Annotated in this window: 11 protein-coding genes; 7 read left to right on the top strand and 4 right to left on the bottom strand. The window is 59.9% G+C overall.

The window, feature by feature from the left end; translation table 11 throughout:
* Window positions 1-43: 43 nt before the first annotated feature.
* The 3 genes from ACYZTS_RS05630 to ACYZTS_RS05620 all read right to left on the bottom strand — a co-directional run bounded on the left by ACYZTS_RS05630 (window position 44) and on the right by ACYZTS_RS05620 (window position 4,937).
* The gene (locus ACYZTS_RS05630) at window positions 44-742 is read right to left on the bottom strand and encodes an SPOR domain-containing protein (protein ID WP_028621756.1); all 699 of its coding nucleotides are present in this window, start codon (window positions 740-742) and stop codon (window positions 44-46) included.
* A 1-nt stretch (window position 743) separates the two neighbouring features.
* Complete coding sequence (argS, locus tag ACYZTS_RS05625; protein WP_028621755.1) at window positions 744-2,480, bottom strand: arginine--tRNA ligase; 1,737 nt, start codon at window positions 2,478-2,480, stop codon at window positions 744-746.
* A 237-nt stretch (window positions 2,481-2,717) separates the two neighbouring features.
* Window positions 2,718-4,937 (bottom strand): primosomal protein N', encoded by a 2,220-nt coding sequence (locus ACYZTS_RS05620; RefSeq protein WP_461994626.1) that lies wholly within the window; start codon window positions 4,935-4,937, stop codon window positions 2,718-2,720.
* 291 nt (window positions 4,938-5,228) lie between these two features.
* Here ACYZTS_RS05620 and rpmE point away from each other — a divergent pair, with 291 nt between their 5' ends.
* The 3 genes from rpmE (at window position 5,229) to ACYZTS_RS05605 (ending at window position 7,727) form a co-directional block, all read left to right on the top strand.
* Window positions 5,229-5,462 (top strand): 50S ribosomal protein L31, encoded by a 234-nt coding sequence (rpmE, locus tag ACYZTS_RS05615; RefSeq protein WP_028621753.1) that lies wholly within the window; start codon window positions 5,229-5,231, stop codon window positions 5,460-5,462.
* A 26-nt stretch (window positions 5,463-5,488) separates the two neighbouring features.
* Entirely contained in the window at window positions 5,489-6,280 is a 792-nt protein-coding gene (locus tag ACYZTS_RS05610; RefSeq protein ID WP_028621752.1) for a thermonuclease family protein, read from the top strand.
* A gap of 178 nt (window positions 6,281-6,458) precedes the next feature.
* A complete protein-coding gene (locus ACYZTS_RS05605; protein WP_461994623.1) occupies window positions 6,459-7,727 on the top strand; it encodes a malic enzyme-like NAD(P)-binding protein in 1,269 nt (422 codons plus the stop codon).
* Window positions 7,728-7,925: 198 nt separating this feature from the next.
* Here ACYZTS_RS05605 and ACYZTS_RS05600 read toward each other — a convergent pair whose 3' ends face one another.
* Window positions 7,926-10,361 carry a penicillin-binding protein 1A gene (locus ACYZTS_RS05600; protein ID WP_461996351.1) on the bottom strand — a complete coding sequence of 812 codons (2,436 nt, stop codon included), beginning with the start codon at window positions 10,359-10,361 and terminating at the stop codon, window positions 7,926-7,928.
* Window positions 10,362-10,581: 220 nt separating this feature from the next.
* Between ACYZTS_RS05600 and ACYZTS_RS05595 the strand changes: the two genes are divergently transcribed.
* Genes ACYZTS_RS05595 through ACYZTS_RS05580 form a run of 4 tightly spaced genes read left to right on the top strand, consistent with a single transcriptional unit; the run spans window position 10,582 to window position 13,356 of the window.
* Complete coding sequence (locus ACYZTS_RS05595; RefSeq protein WP_028621749.1) at window positions 10,582-11,646, top strand: pilus assembly protein PilM; 1,065 nt, start codon at window positions 10,582-10,584, stop codon at window positions 11,644-11,646.
* Complete coding sequence (locus ACYZTS_RS05590; protein ID WP_461994621.1) at window positions 11,646-12,212, top strand: PilN domain-containing protein; 567 nt, start codon at window positions 11,646-11,648, stop codon at window positions 12,210-12,212. The genes ACYZTS_RS05595 and ACYZTS_RS05590 overlap by 1 nt, the downstream gene beginning before the upstream one ends.
* The gene (gene pilO, locus ACYZTS_RS05585) at window positions 12,209-12,832 is read left to right on the top strand and encodes a type 4a pilus biogenesis protein PilO (RefSeq protein WP_028621747.1); all 624 of its coding nucleotides are present in this window, start codon (window positions 12,209-12,211) and stop codon (window positions 12,830-12,832) included. Before ACYZTS_RS05590 ends, pilO begins: the two co-directional genes overlap by 4 nt.
* Window positions 12,829-13,356 carry a pilus assembly protein PilP gene (locus ACYZTS_RS05580; RefSeq protein WP_028621746.1) on the top strand — a complete coding sequence of 176 codons (528 nt, stop codon included), beginning with the start codon at window positions 12,829-12,831 and terminating at the stop codon, window positions 13,354-13,356. Before pilO ends, ACYZTS_RS05580 begins: the two co-directional genes overlap by 4 nt.
* The last annotated feature ends 7 nt before the right edge of the window (window positions 13,357-13,363 follow it).

Below are 13,363 nucleotides of genomic sequence, written 5' to 3'. Positions count from 1 at the left end.
AGGGTTGTGGCTCACCTCAGATTTGGGTCGCCAGCAATAACAATCAGCGGTTCTGGCGTTGTTGTAGCAAAAGATTGCTGAAGCCCGCGCCGGCCAGCTGTTTCTGCGCCGTGGTCAACTGCTCACGGTTGCTGAATGGTCCGACCAGCACCCGATACCACGTCTCGTCCTTGACCGTTCCGGACTCAACCGCCACTGCCTGGCCCAACAGAATGATCTGTGCGCGAACCTTGTCGGCATCCGCCTCTTTGCGGAACGAACCGGCCTGCAGGAAAAACTTGGTCACCGGTGCCGCTTTCGCTACAGGCGGGGCCGGTGGCGGCGTGATACCGGCCAGGGCTGCCTGGGCACGGGCGGTGTCGATTTTCGCCGCTTCCGCAGGCGTCACCGGTGTGGTCGGTACGGCCGGTGTCGGCGGGGTTTTCTCTGGCACGGCATCCGCCGGCACAATCACTTCCGATTCCGGCAGCAAGGTGTAGAAGTCGTACTTGGGTTTCACCGGTTGCGTCGGGCTCGGCGGCGTCTTGTTGGCCTCGGCGATCTTGCTCGCTTTCTGCTGCTCGATTTTCTCGCGCTTGACGCTTTCGCTGCCCTTGCCCGGCTCCAGCTTCATCAGGAACACGAGGAACGCACCGACCGTCAGGCCGATCGCCATCCACAGCCAACCCGGGATCGGTTGCTTTGCAGGAGCTTGGTAACGGCTGGCGCCACGCTTGGGTGCAGGTTTTTTCTTGGCAGCCAACTTACATACGCTCCAGTGTTTCCAGACCCAAGAGTTCCAGGCCTTGCTTGAGGGTGCGGCCGGTCAGCGCGGCGAGGCGCAGACGACTTTGCATTTGCGCCGGGGTTTCAGCGCTGAGGATCGGGCAGTTCTCGTAGAAGCTGGAGAACAGGCCAGCGACATCGTACAGGTAGGTGCACAGAATGTGCGGTGTGCCTTTGTCGGAAACGTTGTTCAGCACTTCCCCGAACTGCGCCAGTTTGGTTGCCAGCTCATGTTCATGCGCCGCTTCGAGAACGATCTGCCCTTCGACTTCGCTGAAGTCCTTGCCGAGTTTGCGGAATACACCGGCAACACGAGTGTACGCATACAGCAGGTACGGCGCGGTGTTGCCTTCGAAATTCAGCATCAGGTCGAAGTTGAAGCTGTAGTCGCTGGTGCGGTGCTTGGACAGGTCTGCGTATTTCACTGCGCCGATACCGACGACCTTCGCGATATTGCGCAGTTCGGCTTCGGCCAGCTCGGGGTTCTTCTCTTTCACCAGGGTGTAGGCGCGGTCCTGGGCTTCGGTCAGCAGATCAATCAGCTTCACGGTGCCGCCGTCGCGCGTCTTGAACGGACGGCCGTCGGCGCCGTTCATGGTGCCGAAGCCCATGTGTTCCATTTGCATCGGGTGCGTCACGAACCCGGCCTTGTGCGCCACGGCGAACACTTGCTGGAAGTGCAATGCCTGGCGTTGGTCAACGAAGTACAGCGCGCGATCGGCCTTCAGCTTGCCGCTGCGATAGCGCACGGCGGCAAGGTCAGTGGTGGCATACAGATAGCCGCCGTCGGCCTTGACGATGATCACCGGCAGCGGATCGCCATCGGCATTCTTGAATTCGTCGAGGAACACGCACTGCGCGCCGTTGCTCTCGACCAGCAGGCCCGCGGCTTTGAGATCGTTGACCACGTTGATCAAGTCGTCGTTGTAGGCGCTTTCGCCCATCACGTCGGCCATGGTCAGTTTGACGTTTAGCAATTCGTAGATTTTCTGGCAGTGCGACAGCGAGATGTCTTTGAATTTCGTCCACAAAGCCAGGCACTCGGCGTCGCCCGCCTGCAGCTTGACCACCAGGCCACGGGCGCGGTCGGCAAATTCTGCGGATTCGTCAAAGCGCTGCTTGGCGGCGCGGTAAAAGTTTTCCAGGTCCGACAGCTCATCGCTGGTGATCGGGTTTTCCTGTAGATAAGCCATCAACATGCCGAACTGGGTGCCCCAGTCGCCGACATGGTTCTGCCGAATCACGTCGTCACCGAGGAACTCGAGAACGCGGGCAACACCGTCGCCAATGATGGTCGAGCGCAAATGGCCGACGTGCATCTCTTTGGCCAGGTTGGGTGCCGACAGATCGACCACGGTGCGTTGAGCCGGACCGGCCTTGCGTACGCCGATGTGTTCGTCGGCCAGCGCGGCGTCGAGGCGGGAGGCCAACGCCTGGGTGTTCTGAAAGAAATTGAGGAAGCCGGGACCTGCGATTTCAGCCTTGGTGACGTTCTCGTCGGCCGGCAGCGCGGCAATGATTTTCTCGGCCAGGTCGCGCGGCTTCATGCCGGCGGGTTTCGCCAACATCATCGCGATGTTGCTGGCGAAGTCGCCGTTTTTCTTGTCGCGGGAGTTTTCCACCTGGATCGCCGGCGACAGGCCTTCAGGCAACACACCTTCGTTGACGAGTTGGGTGATGGCTTGTTGGATCAGCTGGCGAATGGTGTCTTTCATGGTCTTCTCTTTCGACCGCAAGCGCGGCGGCGCTTCAGTGCGCTGGTGGAAAAACTGGGCATTATCCGTTGCGAACGCGGGCTTGCCAACTATAGCGGGCAGGTTGTGGATATGTGGTGACAAAAAGTCCGCTTTCGCGAGCAGGCTCGCTCCCACAGGGTTCTGTGCATGACACACAGTTGGCGTCACCGCTGATCCTCTGTGGGAGCGAGCCTGCTCGCGAAGGCAATCTTCAGCTCAATACAAATCGACCGGATCAACATCCAGCGACCAACGCACCGCACGCCCGCTTGGCATTTGCTCCAGCGCCAGCAGCCAACTGGCCAGCAGCCGATGCAAGGGTGCGCGAGCGGAGGCTTGCAGTAACAGCTGTGCGCGATATCGCCCGGCCCGACGCTCCATCGGCGCCGGTACCGGGCCGAGCAATTCGATCCCGGTCAGATTCTGCTCGACCAACAAACGCTCTGCCTCGCTGCACGCTTCATCGAGGAAACTTTCAGCTTGCCCGGGCTTGTGCGCCTCTGCCCTCAGCAGTGCCAGGTGCGCAAACGGCGGCAGGCCGGCCGAGCGGCGTTCGCTCAGCGCTTGCTCGGCGAAAGCGAAATACCCTTGTTCGGTCAATTGCACCAGCAACGGATGGTCGGCCAGATGCGTCTGAATAATCACCCGGCCCGGCTCTTCTGCCCGGCCCGCACGCCCGGCGACCTGCACAATCAGTTGCGCCATGCGCTCACTGGCGCGGAAGTCGCCGGAGAACAATCCGCCGTCGGCGTCGAGAATCGACACCAGTGTCACGCGTGGAAAGTGGTGCCCTTTGGCAAGCATCTGCGTGCCGACCAGAATGCACGGATGGCCTTTCTGGATGGTCGCGAACAATTGATTCATGGCGTCCTTGCGCGAGGTGCTGTCGCGATCGACCCGCAACACCGGAAAATCCGGGAACAGGATGGCCAATCGTTCTTCGGCGCGCTCCGTCCCGGCGCCAACCGGGCGCAGATCCACCTTGTTGCACTTTGGGCAGTGGCGAGGCACGCGCTCGACGTAGCCGCAATGGTGGCAACGCAATTCAGCGGAGCGCTGGTGCACGGTCATGCGCGCATCGCAGCGCTGGCACTCGGACATCCAGCCGCAATCGTGGCACAACAACGTCGGGGCAAAACCGCGGCGGTTGAGGAACACCAGGACCTGCTGGCCGGCAGCAAGCGTTTGCCCGATGGCCTGTTGCATCGGCCCGGAAATGCCGCTGTCGAGCGGACGGCTTTTCACATCCAGACGCAAAAAGCGCGGTTGCTTGGCGCCACCGGCGCGCTCGTTCAGACGCAGCAGCCCGTAACGGCCGGTGTAGGCGTTGTGCAGGCTTTCCAGCGAAGGCGTGGCGGAGCCGAGCACGATCGGGATGTTTTCCTGCCGGGCGCGCACCAGTGCCAGATCACGGGCGTGGTAGCGCAGGCCTTCCTGCTGTTTATAGGAGCCGTCGTGCTCCTCATCGATAATGATCAGGCCGGGATTTTTCATCGGCGTGAACAGCGCGGAGCGGGTGCCGATAATGATGTCGGCGTCGCCGTCGCGGGCGGCGAGCCAGGCATCCAGGCGTTCACGGTCGTTGACCGCCGAGTGGATCAGCGCAATGCGTGCGTTGAAGCGCTGTTCGAAACGCGCCAGGGTCTGCGGGCCAAGGTTGATCTCCGGGATCAGTACCAAGGCCTGTTTGCCGGCTTCAAGGGTTTCGCGAATCAGCTGCAGATAGACTTCAGTCTTGCCGCTGCCCGTCACTCCGGCCAGCAGAAACGCGTGATAACTGTCGAACCCGGCGCGAATCGCTTCATAAGCGGCACGCTGCTCGGGATTGAGCGGCAATTCCGGTTGCGCCAGCCAGTGTTCATGACGGGCGCCAGGGGCATGCTTACGGATTTCCACGTGTACCAGCCCTTTGGCCAGCAACAGATCGAGGCTGTCTTTGCTCAGCATCAATTTGCTCAGCAACTGATGGGCGACGCCGTGGGGGTGCTGTGCCAGCGTGGCCAACGCTTCACGCTGGCGCGGCGCGCGGGCGATACGCGGGTCATCGAGGTTTGCCCCGGGGGCCGCAGACCAGAAGCGTTCCTGGCGGGGTTCGGCCAGTTCGCCCTGACGCAGCAACACCGGCAGCGCCCAGCTCAACGTATCGCCCAGGCTGTGCTGGTAATACTGCGATGTCCACAGACAAAGCTTGAACAGCGCGGGCGGCAGCGGCGGGGTGGCGTCGAGCAGCGCCAGTGCGGGTTTGAGCTTTTCCGCCGGGACTTCGCTGGTGTCGGTGACTTCCACCAGAATCCCGATCATCTCCCGCCGGCCAAACGGCACCCGCAAGCGCATGCCGGGGTGCAACTGCTCGCGCAGAACCCCGGCCGGCGCGCGGTAATCGAACAGGCGGCGCAAGGGCGAGGGCAAGGCTAGGCGCAGAATGGCGTCGGGCACGCGGGGGGATCTCGATCAGCAGGCGGTAAAAAGGATCAGGCAAATAATCTTGTAGGAGTGAGCCTGCTCGCGATAGCGGTGTTTCAGACGACTTAAACATTGAATGACAGATCGCTATCGCGAGCAGGCTCACTCCTACAGGGGGCGGTGCTTTGGGTCGGGAGCCTAGCAGACGGTCGGTAGAAGCGACAGCTTGCGCGATCAGCATTGTCTGGTAGAATCCGCGGCCTAATTACGTGCGGTATTCAACAATAGTGTTGAGTGGCGGCACGCTAGCCTGAGGAATACACCATGAAAGCCGATATCCATCCAGCGTACGAAACCATCGAAGTAACCTGCAGCTGCGGTAACAAGTTCGAAACTCGTTCGAACCTGTGCAAGCCACTGGGTACTGACGTATGCAACGAGTGCCACCCGTTCTACACCGGTAAGCAGAAAACTCTGGATACTGGCGGCCGTGTACAGCGCTTCGCAGACCGTTTCGGTGCTTTCGGCAAAGCCAAAGCTCCTGCTGCTGCAGAGTAAGGTTGAAAGGCCCGGTGGGCTTTTCCATGCTGTTAAAAAAGGCGTCCCTCGCGGGCGCCTTTTTTGTGTCTGCGATTTGGCTTTCCACCGCCCAGGCCTTTTGCCCGATCCCGACCGGCCTGGCGTCTGTCACGGTGCAGCGAGTAGTGGACGGTGACACGGTGCGCCTGAGTGACGGTCGCAGCGTGCGCATGATCGGTTTGAATACGCCGGAGCTGGGCAAGAAGGGCCGTTCCGACGAACCGTTCGCGGTCGCTGCGCGCAAACGTCTGGAAGGCCTGGTGGCGACCAGCGATGGGCGCCTCGGTCTGCTCGCGGGTAAAGAGCGCAAAGACCATTACGGTCGAACCCTGGCGCATCTCTACGGTGCCGATGGCCGCAATCTTGAAGCGCAGATGCTCGCCGAAGGCTTGGGTTTCCAGGTCGCTGTGGCACCGAATGTCGATCTGGTCGCGTGTCAGCAAGCGGCGGAGCGCAACGCGCGTCAGGCCGGGCTCGGGGTCTGGCGGCAGTCGCCTGTGGTGAAATCCGGGCAGATCAGCGCGTCAGGCTTCGCCGTGATTAGCGGCCGGGTGAGCAAGGTTCAGCGCAATCGCGGCGGCATCTGGATCGAGTTGCAAGACTCGGTTGTCTTGCGCGTTGCCCCCAATTTACTGCGGCAATTTGACGTCGCTGCGCTTGAGCGACTCAAAGGCAAGCAAATCGAGGCGCGGGGCTGGGTAGTCGATCGGTCGCGACGTGGCGGATTGAAACCTGGGCAAGCACGCTGGTTATTGCCATTGACTGATCCGGCAATGCTTGTTGGCGATCCGAAATAAAAATTGTAGACATTTTCAGCTTTGATTGTGGACAGTCTAGCCCTTGTGTTCCGCGGCTCTTGACCTAAAGTCTTAAGGGTGGGCGCTTGACAGGGGTGACTGACCAGTCTTGTGGGGACTTTGCGAGGCGCGTATCCTCGCTGACCAGTCTGTCCAACAGTAAAAGCGGAATGCCCACATGTCTGATTTGAAAACTGCCGCTCTCGAATATCACGCCCATCCTCGTCCAGGTAAGCTGAGTGTCGAGCTCACCAAGGCCACCGCTACCGCCCGCGACCTGTCGCTGGCTTACAGCCCCGGCGTAGCCGAACCAGTACGCGAAATCGCCCGCGATCCTGAGCTGGCCTACAAATACACCGGCAAGGGCAACCTGGTTGCAGTCATTTCCGATGGCACCGCGATTCTGGGTCTGGGTAACCTCGGTCCATTGGCCTCCAAGCCGGTCATGGAAGGTAAAGGCGTGCTGTTCAAGCGCTTCGCCGGCATCGACGTTTTCGACATCGAAGTCGACTCCGAAAGTCCGCAAGCCTTCATCGACACCGTCAAGCGTATTTCCATCACCTTCGGTGGCATCAATCTGGAAGACATCAAGGCACCTGAATGCTTTGAGATCGAGCGCGCTCTGATCGAGCAGTGCGACATTCCGGTATTCCACGATGACCAGCACGGCACCGCGATCGTCACTGCGGCCGGCATGATCAACGCCCTGGAAATCGCAGGCAAAACCCTCGCCGAGGCCAAGATCATTTGCCTGGGCGCAGGTGCGGCTGCCATCTCCTGCATGAAATTGCTGGTGAGCATGGGCGCCAACATTGAAAACATTTACATGGTTGACCGTACCGGCGTGATCCACTCCGGCCGTGACGACCTGAACCAGTACAAGGCGGTTTTCGCTCACGCGACCGAGAAGCGCACCCTGGCTGATGCGCTCGCCGGTGCTGACGTATTCGTCGGCCTGTCCGGGCCGAACCTGCTCAGCCCTGAAGGCCTGAAGTCCATGGCCGTCAACCCGATCGTGTTCGCTTGCTCGAACCCGGATCCGGAAATCTCCCCGGAGCTGGCTCACGCCACCCGCAGCGACGTGATCATGGCGACCGGCCGTTCGGACTACCCGAACCAGGTCAACAACGTTCTGGGCTTCCCCTTCATCTTCCGCGGTGCTCTGGACGTTCGCGCCAAGCGCATCAACGAAGAAATGAAAGTGGCAGCGGCCAACGCCCTGCGTGAGCTGGCCAAACTGCCAGTCCCTCAGGAAGTCTGCGACGCCTACGGCGGCATCAAGCTGGAATTCGGCCGGGAGTACATCATTCCCAAGCCAATGGATGCTCGTCTGATCACCCTGATCTCCGATGCGGTGGCCAAAGCGGCAATCGAGACCGGTGTGGCGACCCTGCCGTATCCGAAGAACTACCCGCTGAAAAGCGTGGATGATGTGTTCAACGGCTAAGGTTTAGCACTGAAAAAACCCGGCCATTGACCGGGTTTTTTTATGGCGCGCAAGTCAAAAGATCGCAGCCTTCGGCAGCTCCTACAGTAGATGTGTACTCCTGTAGGAGCTGCCGAAGGCTGCGATCTTTGGATCTTTGCGGCAAAAAAAAGCCCCGCGCTTCTTCCGAAGACGGGGCTTTTGCATTGTGCTACCCAATCAGAACAAATCGATCGGCGCCGCTTCATCTGCCGGCAGTGGGCTGCCCGGTGCACTGCCGTTACCCAGTTCACTGGCCGACGGTGGGGTGTCTTCAGCCTTGAACAGCTCGAAGTACGCCCCAGGTGTGCCAGGCGTCGCCGCGCGGCCACTGACCGGATCGACCCGCAGGCTCAGTAGGCCTTCCGGTTCAGCTTGCGTGTGCGGCGGCTTGTCCTTGAGGGCTGCAGCCATGTAGTTCATCCAGATCGGCAGTGCCACGGTGCCGCCGAACTCACGGCGACCCAGGCTTTCAGGCTGATCGAAGCCGGTCCACACCGTTGTTACGTAGTCGGCGTTGTAGCCGGAGAACCAGGCGTCCTTGGACTCGTTGGTCGTACCGGTCTTGCCCGCAATGTCGCTGCGACCCAGCGCCAGCGCGCGGCGGCCCGTGCCGAGCTTGATCACGTCCTCAAGCATGCTGTTGAGGATGTACGTGGTGCGGCCATCGACAATGCGCTCGGCGACGGCAGGCGTTGTTGTCGCCGGCTGCGCCACTGTGGCGTCCGTGGTCGCGTTGACGGTAAAGGCCTCGGCTGCCGGCGCGGCCATCCCGTCCGGTGCAGCTTCGCCTTTTGGCACGCTTGGCGGATTGGCCACGAACAAGGTGTCGCCATTGCGGCTTTCGATCTTGTCGATGATGTACGGGGTGATTTTATAACCGCCGTTGGCAAAGGTGCTCCAGCCTGTAGCGATTTCCATCGGTGTCAGGGTTGCGGTACCCAGCGCCAGCGACAGGTTGCGCGGCAAGTCCTGTTTGTTGAAGCCGAACTTGCTGATGTAGTCGATGGTGCGATCGACGCCAAGCGCCTGCAGCAGACGGATCGACACCAGGTTGCGCGACTTGTACAGCCCTTCACGCAGACGGATCGGGCCAAGGAAAGTATTGGTGTCGTTCTTCGGACGCCAGACTTTGTCGAGGTATTCGTCGACGAACACGATCGGCGCATCGTTTACCAGGCTGGCGGCGGTGTAGCCATTGTCCAGCGCGGCGCTGTAAACGAACGGCTTGAAGCTCGAGCCCGGCTGACGCTTGGCTTGCAATGCACGGTTGTAGTTGCTCTGCTCGAAGGCGAAACCACCCACCAGCGAACGGATGGCACCGTTCTGCGGATCAAGCGAAACCAGCGCCCCTTGCGCCTGCGGGATCTGGCTGAACTTGAGCGAATTGTCTGGCTGACGCTGTACGCGAACCAGGTCGCCGACCTGCGCGACATCCGCAGGCTGCTTCGGGTTGGCGCCCATGCTGTTGGTGTTGAGGAACGGGCGCGCCCATTTCATGGTGTCCCAGCTGACGTGCACCTCGCCGGTGCGGGTCAACACTTGCAGACCATTCTTCTCTACCTGCAACACGATGGCCGGCTCAAGGCTGCTGATCGTGCGTTGCTTGGTCAGCTCGGCCGCCCAGGCTTCACGGGTCTTGCCGGGCAAGCGTGATTCCGGGCCGCGATAACCGTGGCGCTGATCGTAGGTCATCAGCCCTTCGTGGAGTGCGGTATTGGCCATTTCCTGAAGGTTGCTCGGCACGGTGGTCGTGACGCGGAACCCCTCCGTGTAGGCATCGCTGCCATAGCGCCCCACCATCTCGGCACGGGCCATTTCAGCGATGTACGGCGCGTTCACTTCCGGTGTCGGCACATGATAGCTGGCGTTCAGTGGCTCATTGATGGCAGTGGTGTAATCGGCTTCGGTGATCTTGCCAAGCTTGTACATGCGCCCCAGAATCCAGTCGCGACGCTCCTTGCTACGTGCCGGATTAGCCAGCGGGTTGAAGCGCGAAGGCGCCTTGGGCAGGCCGGCGATCATCGCCATCTGCGCCAGGCTGACATCACGAATCGACTTGCCGTAATACACCTGCGCTGCCGCTTCGATGCCGTAAGCGCGGTTGCCGAGATAGATCTTGTTGACGTACAACTCAAGGATTTCGTCCTTGGTCAGCTGCCGTTCTATCTGCAACGCCAGGAGGATTTCAGTGGTCTTGCGCGAGAAGCTGCGCTCGCTGGTCAGGAAGAAATTCTTCGCTACCTGCATGGTGATGGTGCTACCGCCCGACTGAATGTGTCCGCTTTTTACCAATTGTGTCGCCGCACGCATCAAACTGCCTGGATCGACGCCATAGTGATTGGCAAAGTTGTCGTCTTCAGCACTTAGTAACGCATTTATGAAGTTGGGGGGAATGTCGGCGAAACGGATCGGAGTCCGGCGCATTTCGCCAAATTCTGCGATCAACTTGTCGTCGCTGCTGTAGACGCGCAATGGAATCTGCAACTGGATGCTTCTCAGTGTCTCCACTGACGGCAATCCAGGGCTAAGGTAAAGAAACGCGCCGCTGAGACCTAGGAGCAGTCCGCAGAATACGGCGACGATGGACCAACCGAAAAACTTCAGCAGACGGATCAAGGCTTTGAGATATCCAGGGCAAAAAATGAATGTGGCAGCAGGAGTTCAGGTAAAAAGGTGAACGGCCCGCGCTTGAAAAAATAAGCGGAAAAAATCGCTGGGCATTATAAGCAGTTTTTCCGACGCGAGCGTCATTTGCGCTGCTGTCAAGACGGGTGGATTGAACGCAATGGGCGTCCAGAGTTCGTAACTAACGGAAAGTCATAGGGAATTGGTAGTGCTGGGACTCTTCAATAAAAAGGCCAATACGCTTCTGGGGATCGACATCAGTTCCACGTCGGTGAAGCTTCTGGAGTTGAGTCGCCACGGTGATCGCTACCGGGTCGAGGCCTATGCCGTAGAGCCGCTGCCCGCCAGTGCCGTGGTGGAGAAGAACATCGCCGAGCTCGAAGGTGTGGGCCAGGCACTGTCTCGCGTGTTGCTCAAGGCCAAAACCAATCTCAAAAATGTCGCCGTGGCGGTCGCCGGTTCTGCCGTCATCACCAAGACCATCGAAATGGATGCGGGTCTTTCCGATGACGAGATGGAAAACCAGCTGAAGATCGAAGCGGATCAGTACATCCCTTACCCGCTGGACGAAGTGGCCATCGACTTTGAAGTTCAGGGCCCGTCGGCGCGCAACCCTGAACGGGTCAACGTGCTGCTGGCGGCCTGCCGCAAGGAAAACGTTGAAGTCCGCGAAGCTGCGCTTGCGCTCGCCGGGCTGACGGCTCGCGTGGTGGATGTCGAGGCTTATGCGCTGGAACGTTCCTTCGGTTTGTTTGCGGGTCATCTGGGTGCCGCCCAGACGCTTCTGACCGTCGCCGTGGTGGATATCGGCGCGACCATGACCACCCTCAGCGTGCTGCACAATGGTCGAATCATCTACACCCGCGAACAATTGTTCGGGGGGCGCCAGCTGACGGAAGAAATTCAGCGGCGCTACGGGCTGACCGTCGAGCAAGCAAGCGCAGCGAAGAAGCAGGGAGGCTTGCCTGACGATTACGTCAGCGAAGTGTTGCAACCGTTCCGCGACGCGGTGGTGCAGCAAGTGTCGCGCTCGTTGCAGTTCTTTTTTGCATCCGGGCAGTACAACGCGGTCGATCACATTTTGCTGGCAGGCGGCACTGCGTCCGTCCCCGGTCTGGACCGGTTGATCGAACAGCGCCTGGGCACGCCGACTCAAGTGGCCAATCCATTTGCCGATATGACACTTGGCAGCAAAGTCAACGCAGGTGCCCTGGCCAGCGATGCTCCGGCACTGATGATCGCCTGCGGACTGGCGCTGAGGAGTTTCGACTGATGGCGCGGATCAACCTTTTACCCTGGCGCGATGAACTGCGCGAAGAGCGCCGTAAACGCTTTCTACTGGCACTCGCCGGTGTATTGGTGGGTGCGGTCGGGACGGTACTGATCGCGGACAGGGCCATCAGCGACGCCATCGATCGGCAGATTGCCCGAAACGATTACATTGGCAAGCAAATCACCGTGGTCGACGAACGTATCAAGCAGATCAGCGAACTGAAGGCTCGTCGCCAGCAACTGGTCGAACGCATGCGCATCATCCAGGGCCTGCAGGGTAATCGGCCGATCAGCGGACGTATTTTCGATCAGCTGGCGCGCACCTTGCCGGACGGCGTGTATTTCACCGAGGTGAAAATGGACGACAAAACCCTGTCTGTTACAGGCGCCGCAGAATCGAACAATCGTGTCTCTGACCTGATGCGCAATCTCGACGCATCAGACTGGTTCGATGCGCCTACGCTCACCGAGGTCAAGGCGACCACCGCCGGGCAACTGGACCAGGCAAACGTCTTTCAATTGACCGTCCGTCAGACCCAGCCTGCTGACGTGGAGGCTGTTCAATGAGCCTGGCCCAATGGTTCGAAGGGCTGCGCAAGGTCGACATCAACGATCTGGACACCAACAACATGGGCTCCTGGCCGCCCGCCATCAAGGCGCTGGCGGGTATTGTGCTGGCCGGTCTGGTGCTGGCGCTGGGCTACAACTTCTCCATCAGCGATCTTGAAACCCAGCTGGAACTCAAGCGGGATGAAGAGTCGACCCTCAAAGAGCAATTCGCCAACAAAGCGCACATGGCGGCGAATCTGGAGCTGTACGTCCAGCAGATGAAAGAAATGGAGAACTCATTTGGTGTGCTGTTGCGGCAATTGCCCAGCGATACCGAAGTGCCCGGTTTGCTTGAAGACATCACTCGCACTGGCTTGGGCAGTGGCCTGGATTTCGAAGAGATCAAATTGCTGCCGGAAGTCACTCAGCAGTTCTACATCGAATTGCCCATCCAGATCACCGTCACAGGCGCCTACCACGACCTTGCCACGTTCGTCAGTGGCGTCGCCGGGTTGCCGCGGATCGTCACGCTGCATGACTTCGAAATCGCTGCTGCCGACCCCGAAGGTGGCTCGAAACTGCGCATGAGTATTCTCGCCAAGACCTATCGCTACAACGACAAGGGGCTGCAAAAATGAGCCCGATGCGAGTCTTTACGCTGTCCGTCATGCTGTTGATCCTCGCCGGTTGTGACGGCGACAACCACTTCAACGACCTCGACGCCTATATGAATGAGGTGCGTCTGCGCCCCCCGGGCAAGATCGAACCCACCCCAATATTCCGGTCAAACCCGACGTTCACCTACAGTGCTGCCAATCTGCGAAGCCCGTTTTCCCGTCAGGTGCGGGTTGACCTCGCCGGTCAGAAGGCAGGCTCGCGCAACGTCAAGCCCGACCCCAATCGGGCCAGGCAGTACCTCGAAGGTTTCAACATCGAGCAGTTTGAAATGGTCGGTACGATCTCCAATGCCGCTGGCTCCTTTGCGTTGTTGCGCGGGGCGGGGGGTGTGCATCGGTTGAAAGTTGGCGACTATCTGGGTCGCAACGATGGGCGCATCGTCGCCATCAGCGGCGTGCAAGTCGATGTGGTAGAAATCGTTCCGGATGGCGAAGGTGCCTGGCTGGAACGGCCGCGAACCATCCCTTTGAAAGAGCACTCATAGTGGAAAC

The sequence above is a fragment of the Pseudomonas sp. TMB3-21 genome (assembly GCF_054898145.1).
The sequence above is the reverse complement of the archived record's forward strand: the minus strand, read 5'-3'. Positions and strand labels throughout refer to the sequence as shown.